Raw genomic sequence first — 16625 nt, 5'->3', positions numbered from 1 at the left:
CGCCTTGCGAAAGTGGAGGCCTGCCCACCCGTGACCGTCTGCTCGCCGTGCTCGTCGCCGTCCTCTGGGGCCTGAACTTCCTCGCCATCCACGCCACGCTCGGCCAGTTCCCGCCGGTGTTCGCGGGCGCGCTGCGGTTCGCCGTCATCGCCGTGCCGACGGTCCTGTTCGTGCCGTGGCCGAAGGTGAAGGTGCGGCACCTGCTCGGCTACGGGCTCGGGTTCGGGACCGGCCAGTTCGCGTTCCTGTTCATCGCGATGGACACCGGGATGCCGACCGGGCTGGCCTCGCTGGTGCTGCAGGCGTCGGCGCCGTTCACGGTGCTGCTCGGCGCCGTCTTCCTGCGTGAACGCGTCACGCCGCACCAGCTGGCCGGGATCGCGCTGGCCGTCGCCGGGATGGCCGCGATCGCGTGGCAGCAGTCCGGGCACGCGGCGCTGCTGCCGATGGTGCTCACCCTCCTGGCCGCGCTGAGCTGGGCGTTCGGCAACCTCAGCACGCGGCGGGCGGAGCCGGACAACCCGCTGCACTTCACGCTGTGGATGTCGGTGGTGCCGCCGCTGCCGATGTTCGCGCTTTCGCTGGTCATGGAGGGGCCTGCCGCGCAGTGGCGGTCCCTGACGACGCTCGGCACCTCGACCGGGCTGACCGCGCTCGCGGGGCTCAGCTACGTCGTCCTGATCGGCACCGTCGTCGGCTCGGGTCTGTGGACCACGCTGATGCGACGCAACCCGGCCGGCGTCGTCTCGCCGTTCTCGCTGCTCGTGCCGGTGGTCGGGCTGACGGCGTCGTTCCTGCTGCTGGGCGAGCGGCCGACCTGGCTGGAGATCGCCGCGGCGGCGGTCGTGATCGCCGGCGTGCTGCTCGGCTCGCTGCGGCGGCCCGCGCGCAGGCCCGAACCCGAGCTCGTCGCGGTCTAGGCCGTGTCCGGTAAGCGGTTGAGCTGGACCTTTGGTAGTTGTGCCGGGTGGTTGGTCGTGGTGAGCTGACGGCCAAGGCGTGGGCGGTGATCGAGCCGTTGCTGCCACCGCAGCAAGGCGGCGGGCGGCGGTGGCGGGATCACCGCCAGGTCATCAACGACCACAGTTCCGTGACCTAGGTACCCGCTACGCCGAACGCGCCGCTTACTACCAGGCCGAACTCACCAGCGCCGCGATCGTGCGCTGGCTCCGATGACTTACCGGACAGCTCCTAGGCCGTCGGCTCGTTGACTTCCTGCTTCTCTTCTTCCTCGTGCTTGCGGCCGAGGCGCTTCTTCATGACGAAGAAGACGACGACCCCGATCACGACGGCGGCGAGCAGGCCGTACTTGGAGAAGTTGCCCAGCCACTCCTCGGCGACCACGCCGAGGTAGTAGACGAGGGCGGTGGTGCCGCCGGCCCAGACGATGCCGCCGGCTGCGTTCGCCAGCAGGAACTTCGGGTAGTGCATCTTGAGCGACCCGGCGAGCGGGCCGGCGAGGATGCGCAGGAAGGCGATGAACCGGCCGAGGAAGACGGCCCACACGCCGCGCTTGTCGAAGATCCGCTCGGCGTTCGCGAGGTGCGTCGGGCCGAAGTGCTTCGGGAATTTCCGGCCCGCCCAGGCGAACAGCCGCTGCCCGCCGGTCTTGCCGATCAGATATCCGATGCTGTCACCGACGATGGCGCCCGCGCTGGCGAGAACGCCGATCCACAGCGGGTTCAGCGTGTCGTGCTGCGAGGCGAGCAAGGCGGCGCTGACCAGCACGATTTCGCCGGGCAGGGGAATGCCGAGGCTCTCGATCATGATCACGGCGCCGACGATCAGGTACACCGAGAGCGGCGGTATCGCCTGCAGCCATTGGTCGACGTGCACTGCTCGTACCCCCTGCTGTTTCGGAAACTCCTGCTTCCCGCAGGGTACCGGGGGCGAGGCGCCCGGGACGGCCTACTCAGGTATCGCCGCCCGTACGACTCAGGTCGGGGGTACCCAAGTTGTCCACAGGCTTGTCCACAGGATTCACCACCTGTGGACAAGCCTGGGACGACGTCAGGGCTTCAGGTCCAGCGCCGCTCGGAAGGTGCCGTCCATGTAGAACGGCGTCGAGTCGTGCACGTGGGTGATCCGCCAGTCACCCGCCACCTTCCGGAAGCAGACCGTCGAGCGGAACCACAGCTCGAACGGCTGCGCCATCCCCTTGGGTGTGGTCGACAGCCGGTTCACCGAATGCGTGTACGCCACCTCGCCGCCGACGACGACCTCCAGGTCACGGACCTCGTACTCGATCGGCCCGTCGAACCCGTCGAACCACGCCTGGCGCGCCGCCGGGTCTTCGCCGTGGTGGACCAACGGCGGGGCCAGCGTGAACGCCACCGCCGCCGGCTCGTACAGGGCCGCCAACCCCGCCGCGTCACGCGCTGCCATCGCGGTCGTACGCGCGGCCATCAGTTCGCGGATTCGCTGCTCGGTCATGTCATCCTCCTCGAAGGGCCGGTGCTTTCGGCAGGGACGTAGGCGCCGCCCGCCGGATTTCGACACCGCTCGGGAGGCTTTCGTGAAATACGTGGTCCTGATCTACGGCAACCCCGAGTCCCGGCAGGCCTGGGCCGGCATGAGCGACCAGCAGCGCGCGGCCGGCCTCGCCTACTACCAGCAGCTCAACGACGAGCTGGACGCGTCCGGGGAACGCATCGTCTCCGAGCGGCTCGCCTTCCCCGAACTCACCACCCAGGTCCGCGTCGGCGAGAACGGCGCCACGACCACCGACGGGCCGTTCGCCGAGGCCAAGGAGTTCCTCGCCGGCTTCTACCTGCTCGACTGCGAAAGCCGCGAACGCGCCGTCGAGATCGCCGCCCGGATCCCCGAGGCCGCCTTCGGGGTCGTCGAGGTGCGGCCCGTCATGGGCCTGCACGGACCCGAGCTGTGACCGACGTCGAACGCCTGCTCCGCGATCTCGCGCCCCAGGTGCTCGCGGCCCTCGTCCGGCGCTACGGCGGCTTCGACACCTGCGAGGACGCCGTCCAGGAGGCACTGCTGGCCGCGTCGCAGCAGTGGCCGGTCGAAGGCGTTCCGGACCACCCGAAAGGATGGCTGATCACCACGGCGTCCCGGCGCCGCATCGAGCAGTGGCGCAGCGAGACCGCCCGGCAGCGGCGGGAGCAGGCCGTCGCGCTGGCCGAGCCGCCCGATCCCGAGCCGGTCGCCGGCATCGACGACACGCTGACCCTGCTGCTGCTCTGCTGCCACCCGTCGCTCCCGCGGCCCTCACAGGTCGCGCTCACGCTGCGCGCGGTCGGCGGACTGACGACCGCCGAGATCGCCCGCGCGTTCCTTGTCCCGGAAGCCACGATCGGCCAGCGGATCAGCCGCGCGAAGCAGAAGCTGCGCGGCGAACGGTTCACCGGCGAAAACCGCGCCGAGCGGCTGCCCGCGGTGCTGCAGGTGCTGTACCTGATCTTCACCGAAGGCCACACCGCCAGCTCGGGCGACGCGCTCAACCGCGTCGACCTGACGACCGAGGCCATCCGCCTGGTCCGCCTGCTGCGCGCGGAGCTGCCGGACGACGGCGAGGTCACCGGCCTGCTGGCCCTGATGCTGCTGACCGACGCCCGCCGCCCCGCACGGGTCGGGCCGACCGGCGCGCTGATCCCGCTGGCGGAGCAGGACCGGACGCGCTGGAACAGGGAATTCATCGCGGAAGGCGTCGAACTGATCACCCGTGCGCTGGCCACCGCGCCCGTCGGCCCGTACCAGCTCCAGGCGGCGATCGCGGCGGTGCACGACGAGGCCCCGACGGCCGAAGAGACGGACTGGGCGCAGATCCTCACGCTGTACGACCTGCTGCGGGTCGTGGCGCCGGGCCCGATGGTGACGCTGAACCGCGTCGTGGCGTTCGCCCAGGTCCACGGCCCGCAGGCCGGGCTGGCGGAGCTGAACGGGATCGCGGACCCCGCGCTGGAGCGCCACCACCGGGTGGACGCGGTGCGCGCGCACCTGCTGGAGCTGTCCGGGGACACCGCCGCGGCGAGCGAGGCCTACCTGGCCGCCGCCCGGCGGACCTTGAGCCTGCCGGAACAGGCCTACCTGCAGTCACGGGCCGCCGAGCTGGCGCCGTGAAAACGGCCGGCCGGGAAGGCTCCCGGCCGGCCGTGCTCGTCAGAGGATCTCGGCGGACGTGCCGACGTCCGGCGGACCCAGGTCGGGGTTCAGCGCCCCGGTGAGCTCCACCAGCTCCGGCTCCACCTCGTGCGGCTGGATGCGCCCGTCGCGGATGTCCTCCGCGTAGTGGCACGCCACCCGGTGCCCGCTGCCGATCTCGCGCAGCTGCGGGCGGTCGGTGTCGCACAGGCTCGCCTGCCGCCACGGGCACCGCGTGTGGAAGCGGCAGCCCGACGGCGGGTTCGCCGGCGACGGCAGGTCACCGGCGAGCAGGATCTGCTCCCGGGTGTCCTCGACCTGCGGGTCCGGCACCGGGATCGCCGACAGCAGCGCCTTCGTGTACGGGTGCAGCGGGTCCCGGTAGAGCGAGTCCGCGTCGGTCTCCTCCACCAGCGCGCCCAGGTACATCACGCCGATGCGGTCGGAGATGTGCCGCACCACCGCGAGGTCGTGCGCGATCACCACGTACGTCAGGCCGAGCTGGTCCTGCAGCTCCTCCAGCAGGTTCACCACCTGCGCCTGCACCGAAACGTCCAATGCGGACACCGGCTCGTCGGCGACGATCAGGTCCGGCTCCACGGCCAGCGCCCGCGCGATGCCGATGCGCTGGCGCTGCCCGCCCGAAAACTCGTGCGGGTACTTCCGCAGCGCCGTCTCCGGCAGGCCGACCGCCGCCAGCAGCTCCCGCAGCCGCCGCTGCGTGGCCTCCTTGTCCTTGTCGAGGCCGTGCGCGTGCATGCCTTCGACGAGGATGGACTCGACCGACTGGCGGGGGTCCAAACTGGACAGCGGGTCCTGGAAGATCATCTGCATCCGGCGCCGGGCCTTCCGCAGTTCCTCCCCTTTCAGCGCGGCGACGTCCGTGCCGTCGAAGACCACGTGACCCGACGTCGGCTCGTTGAGCCGCAGGATCGCCCGGCCCAGCGTGGACTTGCCGCAGCCCGACTCGCCCACCAGGCCGTAGGTCTCGCCGCGGCGGATGGCCAGGTCGACGCCGTCGACCGCGTACACGTGCCCGACCGTCCGGTCGATCACGATGCCGCGCTTGATCGGGAAGTGCACCTTGAGGTCGGTGACCTCGAGCAGCACGTCACCAGCAGGACGGGTCATCGGGCTCCTCCTCCCGCGGCGACCGCGGGCCGCACGGGGTTGTGACAGCGCAGCAGGCCGCCCTGGTCGGGCTCCAGCTGCGGCTGGACCTCGCGGCAGACCGGCAGCGCGTTGGGACAGCGCGGCGCGAACGCGCACGCGGAGGTCCACGGGATGTTGTCGGCCACCGAACCGCGGATGGGGACCAGCTTCTCGCCGCGGCCCGCGTCGAGGCGCGGGATCGAAGCGAGCAGGCCGTGCGTGTACGGGTGCCGCGGCTCGGCGAACAGCTGGTGCCGCTGCGCCCGCTCGACGATCTTGCCGCCGTAGAGCACGTTGACCTCGTCGCACAGCCCGGCGACGACACCGAGGTCGTGCGTGATCATGATCAGCGCGGTGCCGGTGTCCTGCACCAGTTCCCGCAGCAGCGCCAGGATCTGGGCCTGGATGGTCACGTCCAGCGCGGTGGTCGGCTCGTCGGCGATGAGCAGCCGCGGACGGCACGCCAGCGCGATCGCGATCAGCGCGCGCTGCCGCATCCCACCGGAAAGCTGGTGCGGGTACTCGGAAAGCCGGCGCGACGGGTCCGGGATGCCGACCTTGTCCAACAGGTCCACCGCTTCGACGGACGCCGCCTTGCGCGACATCCCGCGGTGGCGCTCCAGCACCTCGGTGATCTGCAGCCCGATCGGGATGACCGGGTTCAGCGACGACAGCGGGTCCTGGAACACCATGCCCAGGTCGCGGCCGCGGCGGTCGCGCATGTCCTTGTCGGACAGCGTGAGCAGGTCCGTGCCCTCGAAGCGCACCGAGCCGCTGACCTTGTTGCCGCGCTTGGCCAGCAGCCGCATGATCGCCAGCGACGTCACGGACTTGCCGCAGCCGGACTCGCCGACCAGGCCGACCGTCTGGCCCGGCTCGACGTCGAAGCTGACGTTGTCCACCGCGGTGAACGGCTGCTCGCCACGGCGGACGAACTGGACCGTGAGGTCACGGACTTCAAGGAGTGCCACCGGTTTCACCGCCTGTTCTTCGGGTCGAGGGCTTCGCGGAGTGACTCGCCGAGCAGCGTGAACCCGAGCGCGACCACGATGATCGCGATGGCCGGGTAGTACGCGAGCTCCGGGCGGATGTCGAGGAACTGGCGCGCGGCCTTGCCGAGCATCAGCCCCCACTCCGCCCGCGACGGGTCCGGGTCGCCCAGACCGAGGAACGACAGCGCCGCGGCCTCCAGGATGGACGTCGCCAACGTCAGGGTCGCCTGCACGATGACCGGGCCGAGCGAGTTCGGCAGCATGTGCCGGAACACGATCGTCCCGCGCTTGACGCCCAGTGACGTCGCCGCCAGCACGTGGTCGGCGTCGCGCTGGGCCAGCATGGAACCGCGCAGGAGCCGGGCGAAGATCGGGACGCCGATCATCGACACGGCGAGGATGACCGTCCACTGGCTCGGCTTCGCGAACAGCGCCGCGATCGAGATCGCCAGCAGCAGCGACGGGAACGACAGCATGACGTCGACCAGTCGCATGAGAACGGTGTCGACCCAGCCGCCGAACGCGCCCGCGAGACCGCCGATGAGCACGCCCAGCAGCACGCCGATCACCGTGGCCAGCACGCCGACGATCAGTGTCTGCTGCGCGCCGACGATCAGCCGGGAGAGGAAGTCGCGGCCGAAGTCGTCGACGCCGAGCGGGTAGCCGGGCATCGAGCCGGGGATGATGCCCCGGCCGAGCTGGACGTGGTCCTGCATGGACCGCTCGAGCGGGTCCTTCGGCGCGAGCAGCGGTGCGAAGATCGCCAGCAGCAGGAACAGGCCGGTGATGACGCCACCGGTGATCGCGACCGGGTTGCGCAGCATCCGGCGGAACGCTTCGCCGCCGAGGCTGCGCCCGCTCGCCGCCGCGAGCTTGTCGATCGGTTCCTTCTTCTTGTTGAGCAGAGTGTTCATCGCACACGCACCCTCGGGTCGATGATCCCGTACGAGATGTCGACCAGCATGTTCACCAGCACGTACACCACGGCTCCGAAGAGCAGCAGCGCCTGCAGCCGGGGGTAGTCACGCCGTTCGATGCCCTCGGCCAGCAGGAAGCCGAGACCGCGGAAGTTGAACACCCGCTCGGTCAGCACGGCGCCGCCGAGCAGCGCGCCGGTCTGCAGGCCGATGGTGGTGACCACCGGCAGCAGGCCGTTGCGCAGCACGTGCCGGCGGCGGACCACCGGCTGCGTGAGGCCCTTCGAGTTGGCCGTGCGGATGAAGTCCTCGTTGAGCACCTCGAGCACCGAAGCGCGAGTGATCCGGGTGATCACCGCGAGCGGGATGGTGGCGAGCGCGAACGCGGGGAGGATCAGGTGCTTGAACGCGTCCCAGACGGCGTCCCACTCCTGGGTCATGATGCCGTCGAGCAGGGCGAAGTTCGTGATGGACGTGGCGTCGAGGCCGGCGGTCTGGCGGCCCTGCGACGGCAGGCCGAGCGGCGAGGCCAGGATGTCCTGCATCATGTAGCCGAGGAAGAACACCGGCACGGCGACGCCGACCAGGCTCAGCACGATGATCACGTTGTCGACGACGCCACCGCGGTACCGCGCGGACAGGTAGCCCGCCGGGATGCCGATGACGACGGCGATGATCATCGCCGAGAGCCCCAGCTCGATGGTCGCCGGGAGGAACGTGGTGATCTCGCCCATCACCGGCTGAGCCGAGACGAGCGAGTTGCCGAAGTCGCCGGTCAGCGCCCGGCCGAGGAACTTGAAGTACTGCAGGAAGATCGGCTGGTCGAGCCCGAGTACGTGGTTGAGGTCGGCGATCTTCTCGGGCGTTGCCTTGTCACCCAGCAGCGCGGTGGCGGGACCGCCGGGCAGGGAACGCAGCCATGCGAAGACCAGGATGGACAGGATGAGGAGCGTCGGGATCGCTTGTAGCAGCCGACGCACGAGAAAACGGAGCACGTGCAGTCCTTTGGTGGCAGCCCGGGATCAGGCGCAGGGGGTGGGCGCGGTAGCACCCACCCCCTGCGTCCGGCTCGAAGCCGGAATCAGCTCACGGTCACGGTGTTGAAGCGCTCGTCGGTGAGCGGGCTCGCCACCAGACCCTTCACCTTCGGGCCGACCACGATCGCCGGCGTCGGGTACGCGATCGGGACCGCCGGGAGGTAGTCCATGATCTGCTTGTTCACTTCCTGGTACGCCTTGGCGTGCGCGTCGCCGGCGGGCGAGGCGTCCGCGGCGGCCAGCGCCGAGAACAGCTGCGGGTTGTTGAAGCCGAACTCCTTCTTCTCGCGGCCGAAGAACGTGCCGACGAAGTTGCCGGCGTCGTTGTAGTCACCGGTCCAGCCGAGCAGGTGCAGGTCCTGCTTGCCGAACTTCTGCACGTCGTCCTTGTAGCCACCGTTCCACGGCTCGGCGTGGGCCTCGATCTTGATGCCGATCTTCTTGAGGTCCTCGGAGATCGCGGTGAAGGTGTCCGCCGGGTTCGGCATGTACGGCCGGGTGACCTCGGTCGGGTAGTAGAACTTCAGCGTCAGGTTGTCCGCGCCGGCTTCCTTGAGAAGCTGCTTCGCCTTCTCCGGGTCGTACGGGTACTTCGTGACGTCGTCGGTGTAGCCCGAGATGACCTTCGGGACGAACTCGGTCGCGACCTCGGAACCCTCCGCCAGCTTGCTCTTCACGAACTGCTCGCGGTTGATGCCGTAGGCCAGCGCCTGGCGGACCTTGACGTCCTGCAGCTTCGGGTTGCCCGCCTGGTTGATGCCCAGGTACAGCACGTTGAACGACGGGCGGATGAGCACCTGCTCGCCGTCGTTGCGCAGCAGGCCGTAGTCGGCCGGGTTCGGGTAGTCGTAGCCGTTGATGTCGCCGGCCTTGAGGGCCTGCTTGCGGGCGTTCTCGTCCGGGATGACCTTGAAGATCAGCTTGTCGAGCTTCGCCGGCGTCGGGCTGGTCTCGTTCTTGACCAGCGTGATCTCGCCCTTGCCCTGGTCCCAGCTCTCGAACTTGAACGGGCCGGTGCCGACCGGGTGCTTGTTCGCGTACTCGCTGTAGGTGAACGAGTCACCGCTCTGGGTGACCTGGTCCGCGTTGTACTGCTTGAGCGCGGTCGGGCTCTGGATCGCGAACGACGGCAGGGTGAACGCCGCCGGGAACGCGCCCTTGGCCTTGTTCAGGTTGAGGACCGCGGTCGTCGGATCCTTCGCCTCGCAGCTCTTGTAGACGGGGTCGCCGCCCGCGTCGCCCTCGTTCTTGGCGAAGCCCTCGAAGACGTCGCCGTAGTAGATCATCTGGCTCTGGGCCGCGGCGCCCTTCATGTTGTACCAGCGGTCGAAGTTGAAGCAGACCGCCGCGGCGTCCATCGGGGTGCCGTCGGAGAACTTCACGCCCGACTTGAGGGTGAACGTCCAGGTCTTGCCGTCGTTGCTCGGCTCCCACTTCTCGGCGAGGGAGGGCTCGAGGTCGGCGGTGCCCGGCTTGTTCTGGATCAGCGTGTCGTAGATCTGCCGCGTGATCCGGAAGGTCTCGCCCTCGTCGTTGAACGCGGGGTCGAACATCTTCGGGTTGCCGGCCGCACCGAAGATCATCGTGCCTCCGGAACCACCCCCGGCGCCCTCTTCACGCTTGGATTCCGCACAGGCGGACAGCGAAACCGCGAGCGCGCCGGCGAGCCCGATCAGGGCCACGCGGCGTGTTCGGGTCAGCCGCAATTGCTGCATCTGGCACCCCTTGGGAGATGTTCGGGTTCAAAGTCACCGTCCGGTCGGTCAGGAACTCGACGGACGATCGGTGTGCCCGCCGACACTAGCGGGAAGTCGGCCCGGGCTTAAGTACGTGAGGTTACGATCGCGCTACGTGGGCGTCGATTTGACCGCAATGTGTCCGTAAATCGCGACAGAATGTGACCATTTGGGGCAGACCGTTCCGTGCGGTGCCCGATCACTAACTCAGATGGCGGTACCCACGCGCGTCGGGTCGTGCTGCAGCCGACCGGTCGGCTGGATCGATCCGGATCGGACAGTATACGCAGCGTGACCGCACGATCCCCTACGAAAGTCGGGTGTCCGCGGCTTCGGGGGTGCCGTCGACGGCGAACCAGCCGCGCTCGAAGCGTTGCCACCGGCTCAGTTCCGCGTACGCGGCTTCGCCGTCGCGCGCCACCGCTCGGGCCAGCCGCTGCGCCGCCGAGCCGCCGGAGAGCCAGCAGAGGTGCGAAAGCAGAGGTCTTACCGAAGCGCGGCCGCTCGAAACGCCCTCCAGCACAAGGACGTCCGGCACGGGCACGCGCACGAGCTCGCCGGGCCGGGGTGTCCCGGTGGACCAGTCCATTCGCCGGTACGCGCCGTCGACGCCGTCCGCGAGGGGCCGCAGGACGCCGTCGACGAGCCGCGGCCACCACGCGACGGGGTCGTCCCACGTGGCGAAGGCGTCGGTGCTCACCAGCTCGGTCCGGCAGCCACGAGCACGCAGCCGATCGGCGACCTGAGCGGCCAAAGTGGACTTGCCGGCCCCCGAAGGACCATCGACGGCGAGGATCCGCACCCGCCCGAGCCGCGCGGGCGCGGCCAGCAGGGCGTCGATCAAGCGGTCACTTGGTGACGCGCTCGACCTCGGGAAGCCCTTTGACATCATCCGGCGCGGCGGTCCGCGCCTCCAGCTCGGCGATCCGCCCGGCGAGTTCCCGCTTGGCGTCCTCGAGCTCACACCGCAGCAAGGCGATCTCCTCGACCGACGTGCGCACTTCTTCCTCGAGGTGCCCGACCTCGGTGGACAGGTGGAGCGAGACGAGCGCCAGCACGACACCGGCGAGGAGGAAGACGAAGTTCGACGGCGTCTGGACGCCGGTGTGCTTGGCGAGGAACTCGGCCGCCTGCGGCAGCACCGCGAGGACGACGACGCCGATGGCGACGACGAGCCACACGCCGGCGTACTTCTCCCGCAGCTTCCGCCGTCGCATCATCTCGACGACGACGAAGAGCACGATGCACGCGACGACGATGCTGAGGATGCGCCAACCGGCCATTTCCACTTCCCCTTACGCCGAGTCGGAGGAGTCGACCGCGGGACGGCGGCGCACGAGCGCCAGCAGCAGCGCCAGGCCGGCCCGGCTCAGGTAGACGGCCGACTTCACGGGCGAGTGGCTGGGCGTGCCGCCCGCGCGCTCGCGCATGATGACGGGGATCTCCTTGATGGTCAGCTTGGCCCGGATGGCCATCACCAGGGACTCCACGGTGTCGCCGAGGTACTCCGCCGGGTAGTAGCCGGCGAACAGCTTGATCGCGCGCGGGCCCATCGCCTTGAACCCCGACGTGACGTCGGTGAGCTTGGTCTTCGCCAGCCGCGAGAACACGAGCGACAGCGCGACCATGGCGTACTTGCGCGGCCCGCTGGCCTTGTACGAGCCCTTGCCGGCGAACCGGGAGCCGATCACGATGTCCGCGTCGTCGAGGCCGCGCAGCAGGGCGTCGAGCTCGTCCGGGTCGTGCTGGCCGTCCGCGTCCACCTGCACGACGACGTCGTACCCGCGGGCGGCGGCGTAGCGGAAGCCGGTGCGCATCGCGCCGCCGACTCCGAGGTTGACCGCCAGCCGGGCCACCTCGGCCCCGGCCGCGCGGGCCAGCTTGGCCGTGTCGTCCACCGAGCCGTCGTCGACGACCAGCAGATCACCGCTCGGCAGGGCGCGTTTCACCTGCTCGATGACCGAAGCGACACTCGCCGACTCGTTCAGCGCGGGCATCACGATGAGCACGCGGCGGCTGGTCACGGAGGCGCTGGACACGGGATCACTTTAGCCTTTCACCGGCCGTCACCGGCCGCGGACCCCGGCACGTGGCCCCGGCCGCCGGCCGCGCGGGACCATGTCACAGATCACAGGGTCGGTGTTTGACGTGGCGGCGTTCATCCCCCTGCGGGCGGCACCGGCCTCCTGAATAGACTTTTCGCGGCTCCCGTGGTGCTCGGCGACTCTTGGTGACGATGATCGGAGACAGATGCTGACCGAAGGCCTCCGGCTTCTTGTCGGCGTACTGGTGGTGTTCGTCCCCGGTACCGCCGTGCTGCTCGCCTTCGGCGTCCGGGAACGGCTCTGGCTGGCCGGCCTCAGCGCCCCGCTCACCACCGGCTTCGTCCTGCTCGTTTCGCTCGTCACCGGGAGCACCGGGCTGCGCTACGGTCTGCTCTCGGTCACCGTGTCCCTCGTGGTGGTGGTCGCCGCCGCCGTGCTCGTGCGGTTCCTCCTGCGGCGCCGGCGCGTGGTCGTGCAGCCCGCAGAAGACCCCGATCTGCGCGCGGTCGCCGGGCGGACCGGCACCTGGGTGCAGCTGGCCGGGCTGGCCATCGGTGTCGTCGGGGTGCTGCTCGGCGTCCGGACCTGGCACACCGGCCTGGGTTCGTGGCGCACCCCGACCCAGGAGCACGACACCGTCACCCACGCCGTCCTGACCGCGTTCACGCACTTCACAGGCCAGGCGGCGCCGTGGCAGGTGCTGCCCGTGGACGTCGTGCACGACACCGCGGTGCAGTTCTACCCGCCGGGCTTCACCAATCTCGCGGCCCTGCTCACCGACGTCTTCGGCGACACCATGCTGGCGCTGAACCTGGTCACGGTCGTGTTCTCGGTCGTCGTCCTCCCGCTTTCGGCCGCCGCGCTGACCGCGGCGGTGCTGCGGCACGCGCGGCTCGGCCGCGGCTGGGTCGAGCTCGGCGCCGGCGTCGCCGCGCTGGTCGCCGTGCAGTTGTACCGGCCGGGCATCGCCTTCGCCCACGACGGCGGTGTCCTGCCCAACGCGGCCGCGATGGCGCTCGCCCCCGGCCTGACCGCGGTGACGCTGGTGATCGGCCGCCGCCACTGGGGCCGCGCGGTGCTCGTGGGCATCGCCCTCGCCGGCTCGATCAACGTGCACCCGAGCGCGCTGACGACCGCGGCCCTCACCACGGTCGCGGCCATGGTCGGCCTGCTGTTCACCCGGCGGGGCCGGACGGCGTTCGTCGGCGCGCTGCTGCCACTGGTGCTGGCCGGGGTGGTCACCGTCGTGGCCGCCCTGCCGGACGTGTTCGCCCTGCTGCGGCTCAGCGGCGGCACGGTCGTCGACGCGCCGGCCACCATCCCGCCCCAGTCACTGGGCACGGCGGTGGGCGTGGTCGTGCGGCTGCCCTACAGCGGCTACTTCGACCTCACGGGCACGATGGGCCAGGTCGTGCTCGGCGTGCTCGGGCTCGTGGGCGCCGTCGTCGCGATCGTGTCGCGCCGGTGCTGGCCGCTGGTGACGGCGTGGGCCTTCTGGGTCGCCGTGATCGTCAGCTTCCACGTCTCGCCCAACACGGGCTTCGGCGCGGCCGTCGCGCGGTACTACTACCGGGCGGCCGGGCGGGTCGACACGCACATCTACCTCATGATCCCGGTGCTGGCCGGCGCCCTGTTCGCGCTGGTCGGGCTCGCGCTGGCGGCACAGCGCCTGCGCATCCCGGTCCCGCTGCGGACGCGGCCGGTCTTCGCGGCGGCGCTCGCGGTGGTGGTGCTGGCGGCCCTGACGGTGACGACGTTCCGCGGCTACATGAACACCGGCGCACGCTCGCTGAGCCAGCGGTACGCGACGCCGGAGTTCGTCCGCTACGACGCGTCGGACGACGCCGCCGCGGCGTGGCTGCACGAGCACGTCGCCCCCGGCGAAACCATCCTCAACAACGCGAACGACGGCTCGACGCTGCTGTACGTCGACTACGACCTGCCGATCCTGAACATCGTGCCGGACGGCCACAGCCCGATCACCGACAACGTGACGCTGCTGGCGATGTTCAACTCGTTCCCGGAGAACCCCGCTGTCCAGGACATCCTGCGGCGCAAGAACGTCAAGTGGGTGTACGCGGACTCGCAGGCCCCGACGGTCGGCACCGACGGCAACCACTGGACGGGCCAGCGGTCGTTCAGCCTGGCCCCCGGCCTGGAGCGGCTGAACGGCCTGCCCGGCCTGACGAAGGTGTTCAGCCGGGGCACCGTGAGCGTCTACCACCTGGACCTGCCGCCGCGGAACCCGCCGCAGGGCTGACCGGCCCGGCTCAGCCCTGCTGGGACTGGGCCGCCGGGCGGCGCAGGACGAAGACCAGGACCACGGCGAGGCCCAACGTCGGGGCCACCGCCAGCCCGGAGACGGCCTTGAAGACCGGGTCGCCCGGGGCGGCCAGCAGCACCACCGCCGTCGCCACGGCGACGACCGCCCAGGTCACGAGCACCTTGTTGGCCTGCTTGCGCGCCACCAGCACGGCGGTCATCAGCTGCAGGGCGGTGAGCACCACGGCACCCCACACCATCCAGGCCACCCACCAGCCCTGCGCGACGAAGTCGGCGCCGTAGAGCAGCTTGACCAGCCACGGTCCGATCAGCCAGCCGGCCAGCGCGCCGACGACGCCGACCACGACCGTGCCGAGCGCGCCGGCCGCGAGCAGCTTCCGGAGCCGGTGCCTGCCGTCCTCGGTGCCCGAGAGCCGGACGACGGTGGGCACGGCCAGCGCCTGCAGCGGGGAGAGCAGCAGCAGCGGCACCCGGGACACGGTCAGCGTCGCGAAGAAGACGCCGACCGCGGCGTCCGACCCGCCGGGCGCGAGCAGGCTGACCATCGCCGGGTAGCCGGTGATGACGCTCGCGGTCAGCGCGGCGCCGGTCATCAGGACGAGGATGCGGCCGGTCACCGGCCGCCACCCCTCGCCGTCGGCGTGCGGGTCGACCAGCCTGGACACCGGGCGCACGAACAACAGCCAGGCGAACGAGCCGGTCGCCGCGGCGATCGCGAACGACGTCAGGCCGGTCAGCCCGGCGAAGAAGACGCCGAACAGGACGAGCACGCGGACCGCCGCCTCGGCGACGACGAGCCCCGAGTACGGCTTGATCCGCTGCTGCCCGACGAGCAGTCCGCGGGCGGCGAACTGGCAGGCGAACGCGACAGCTCCGCAGAGCACGATGACGCCGAGGCCGGTGTTCCCGGCGTAGAGCCGGTCGGACAGCACGGGCACGACGAGCGTCAGCGCGGCGACCACGGCGGCGGTCACCGCGCCGACGGTAAGGGCACGGAGTGCCGGCTTGCCCGCCCGGCCGCCGTCGAGTGCCGCGACCGCCGACTGGCGGGACAACTCCTGCTCGAGGGGCGAAAGCGCGCTGCCGAGGCCCATCAGGATGCCCCAGAACGAGAGGTAGACCTTGCTGTTCTGCGGCCCGAGCCAGCGTGTGGCCAGCAGCGTCAGCACGTACCCGAGCGCGATCGCGACCAGCAGCGAAAAGCCGATCTTCCCGGCTGAGCGCCCGGTTTCCCTCGCCAGGCTGCGCCCGTCCGCTTCGGCCATCGGCGAGCTCATCGTCCCCGCCGCCGGCGAGCACGCAGTGCCATCACGAGGCCACGGAGGGCACCGGCGCCGAAGCCGGCGCCGAACACCGGGGCCAGCTTCGCGACGGCCTTGGCCTCCGCGGTCGTCGCGCCGAAGCGGGTCACCGCCGCGCCCGCCGCGGCGGACCCGGCGGCCGCGAGCACCACGGCCGTCTTCGGGCGGCGCAGCGCCAGGCCGAGCCCGAACACGCCGACGCCGAACGCGGCGAACAGGCCGTTGCGGGCCGGGCCGGGCGAGCCGAGGTAGGAGTCCACGAAAGTCGTCCCGCGGAAGTACGCCTGCGCGGCGAACTTCTTGAAGCTGTCGCGGCCGTGGTAGGTCGCGGAGAACTCGGGGGCGAGGAAGATGCGGTGCCGCTCGGCGATCCAGCGCAGGACTCCGGTGTCGTCGCTGGCGAAGCGGACGTCGTCGAACAGCGAAACGAACGCGTCGGAAGCCGCTTCCAGAACGGCTCGCGGCGCCGAGAAGAAACCGGTCCCCTTCGGGAAGAGGTCGAACTCCTCGATACCGAAGGACATCAGGCGCGGATTCGCGCAGTAGCGGCGCCAGGGGATCTTCACCAGGCCGGCCATGAAGCCCGCGTACGGGTTGTTCTCGGAGGCGACGTTGACGTGCCCGTTCCAGACCGTCCGCTCGGGGTGGTCGACCAGCTGGTCGCGCAGGAACGTCAGCGCGCCCGTGTCCACCACCACGCGGCTGTCGAGCAGCAGGACCTGCTGCCCGGACGCCTTCGCGATGCCCGCCCGCCGGGCCTCGAAGCGGCCGCTGTTGGCCTGGCCGATCACCGTGATGCCGTGGCGTTCGCGCAGCTCGTCGAGGCGGGCCGGGGTCGCGTCCGTGCTGCCGTCGTCGACCACCACGACCTCGATCGGCCAGTTCGCGGCCTCGGCCGAGGCGAGCAGCGCGCCGACACTGCGTTCGATCCAGTCCTGCTCGTTGTAGACCGGGATGACGACGCTGAGCGAGGGGAGGAGCGGGTTCGCACTCACCGTGCCGAGGCTACCCGGCGGCCCCCGTGCCGGGTCGGCCAGTATCCTTACGCCACCGCACCCGACCAG

At 70.5% G+C, this 16625-nt stretch carries 16 protein-coding genes; 4 read left to right on the top strand and 12 right to left on the bottom strand.

Features of this window, described 5'->3' with window-relative positions; genetic code table 11:
- Positions 1-20 precede the first annotated feature (20 nt).
- Entirely contained in the window at positions 21-920 is a 900-nt protein-coding gene (locus BT341_RS08350; protein ID WP_072481847.1) for an EamA family transporter, read from the top strand.
- Positions 921-1191: 271 nt separating this feature from the next.
- On the opposite strand, the gene BT341_RS08340 is transcribed toward BT341_RS08350, so the two are convergent.
- Both BT341_RS08340 and BT341_RS08335 read right to left on the bottom strand, forming a co-directional pair.
- The gene (locus tag BT341_RS08340) at positions 1192-1836 is read right to left on the bottom strand and encodes a DedA family protein (protein ID WP_072475727.1); all 645 of its coding nucleotides are present in this window, start codon (positions 1834-1836) and stop codon (positions 1192-1194) included.
- A gap of 174 nt (positions 1837-2010) precedes the next feature.
- Positions 2011-2433: a YybH family protein gene (locus tag BT341_RS08335; RefSeq protein WP_072475726.1), complete on the bottom strand. Its 423-nt coding sequence runs from the start codon at positions 2431-2433 to the stop codon at positions 2011-2013.
- 82 nt (positions 2434-2515) lie between these two features.
- Here BT341_RS08335 and BT341_RS08330 point away from each other — a divergent pair, with 82 nt between their 5' ends.
- Positions 2516-2887: a YciI family protein gene (locus BT341_RS08330; protein WP_072475725.1), complete on the top strand. Its 372-nt coding sequence runs from the start codon at positions 2516-2518 to the stop codon at positions 2885-2887.
- Positions 2884-4077 carry an RNA polymerase sigma factor gene (locus BT341_RS08325; protein ID WP_072475724.1) on the top strand — a complete coding sequence of 398 codons (1194 nt, stop codon included), beginning with the start codon at positions 2884-2886 and terminating at the stop codon, positions 4075-4077. Before BT341_RS08330 ends, BT341_RS08325 begins: the two co-directional genes overlap by 4 nt.
- Positions 4078-4116: 39 nt before the next feature.
- On the opposite strand, the gene BT341_RS08320 is transcribed toward BT341_RS08325, so the two are convergent.
- The 8 genes from BT341_RS08320 to BT341_RS08285 all read right to left on the bottom strand — a co-directional run bounded on the left by BT341_RS08320 (position 4117) and on the right by BT341_RS08285 (position 11929).
- Positions 4117-5229, bottom strand: a complete 1113-nt coding sequence (locus BT341_RS08320; protein ID WP_072475723.1) for an ABC transporter ATP-binding protein — start codon at positions 5227-5229, stop codon at positions 4117-4119.
- Positions 5226-6221, bottom strand: a complete 996-nt coding sequence (locus BT341_RS08315) for an ABC transporter ATP-binding protein (protein WP_072481846.1) — start codon at positions 6219-6221, stop codon at positions 5226-5228. The genes BT341_RS08320 and BT341_RS08315 overlap by 4 nt, the downstream gene beginning before the upstream one ends.
- A 5-nt stretch (positions 6222-6226) precedes the next feature.
- The gene (locus BT341_RS08310) at positions 6227-7156 is read right to left on the bottom strand and encodes an ABC transporter permease (protein ID WP_072475722.1); all 930 of its coding nucleotides are present in this window, start codon (positions 7154-7156) and stop codon (positions 6227-6229) included.
- The gene (locus BT341_RS08305) at positions 7153-8154 is read right to left on the bottom strand and encodes an ABC transporter permease (protein WP_072475721.1); all 1002 of its coding nucleotides are present in this window, start codon (positions 8152-8154) and stop codon (positions 7153-7155) included. The genes BT341_RS08310 and BT341_RS08305 overlap by 4 nt, the downstream gene beginning before the upstream one ends.
- An 86-nt stretch (positions 8155-8240) precedes the next feature.
- Complete coding sequence (locus BT341_RS08300) at positions 8241-9911, bottom strand: ABC transporter substrate-binding protein (RefSeq protein WP_245804912.1); 1671 nt, start codon at positions 9909-9911, stop codon at positions 8241-8243.
- Positions 9912-10239: 328 nt separating this feature from the next.
- The gene (locus BT341_RS08295; RefSeq protein WP_425426466.1) at positions 10240-10728 is read right to left on the bottom strand and encodes a uridine kinase family protein; all 489 of its coding nucleotides are present in this window, start codon (positions 10726-10728) and stop codon (positions 10240-10242) included.
- A 52-nt stretch (positions 10729-10780) separates the two neighbouring features.
- Positions 10781-11215 (bottom strand): DUF2304 domain-containing protein, encoded by a 435-nt coding sequence (locus BT341_RS08290; protein WP_072475718.1) that lies wholly within the window; start codon positions 11213-11215, stop codon positions 10781-10783.
- 12 nt (positions 11216-11227) lie between these two features.
- Positions 11228-11929: a glycosyltransferase family 2 protein gene (locus BT341_RS08285; RefSeq protein WP_084743187.1), complete on the bottom strand. Its 702-nt coding sequence runs from the start codon at positions 11927-11929 to the stop codon at positions 11228-11230.
- 253 nt (positions 11930-12182) lie between these two features.
- On the opposite strand from BT341_RS08285, the gene BT341_RS08280 reads away from it, so the two are divergent.
- Positions 12183-14237, top strand: a complete 2055-nt coding sequence (locus tag BT341_RS08280; protein ID WP_072475717.1) for a DUF6541 family protein — start codon at positions 12183-12185, stop codon at positions 14235-14237.
- Positions 14238-14247: 10 nt separating this feature from the next.
- Here the strand turns inward: BT341_RS08280 and BT341_RS08275 are convergent, their stop codons facing one another.
- Both BT341_RS08275 and BT341_RS08270 read right to left on the bottom strand, forming a co-directional pair.
- Positions 14248-15525, bottom strand: a complete 1278-nt coding sequence (locus BT341_RS08275; RefSeq protein ID WP_072475716.1) for a polysaccharide biosynthesis protein — start codon at positions 15523-15525, stop codon at positions 14248-14250.
- 8 nt (positions 15526-15533) lie between these two features.
- On the bottom strand, positions 15534-16556 hold the full coding sequence (locus BT341_RS08270; RefSeq protein WP_072475715.1) for a glycosyltransferase family 2 protein: 1023 nt from the start codon (positions 16554-16556) through the stop codon (positions 15534-15536).
- Between the last annotated feature and the right edge of the window lie 69 nt (positions 16557-16625).

The sequence above is a fragment of the Amycolatopsis australiensis genome, from assembly GCF_900119165.1.
Classification (GTDB): Bacteria; Actinomycetota; Actinomycetes; order Mycobacteriales; family Pseudonocardiaceae; genus Amycolatopsis; species Amycolatopsis australiensis.
This window is presented reverse-complemented; position numbering and strand designations above follow the sequence as displayed.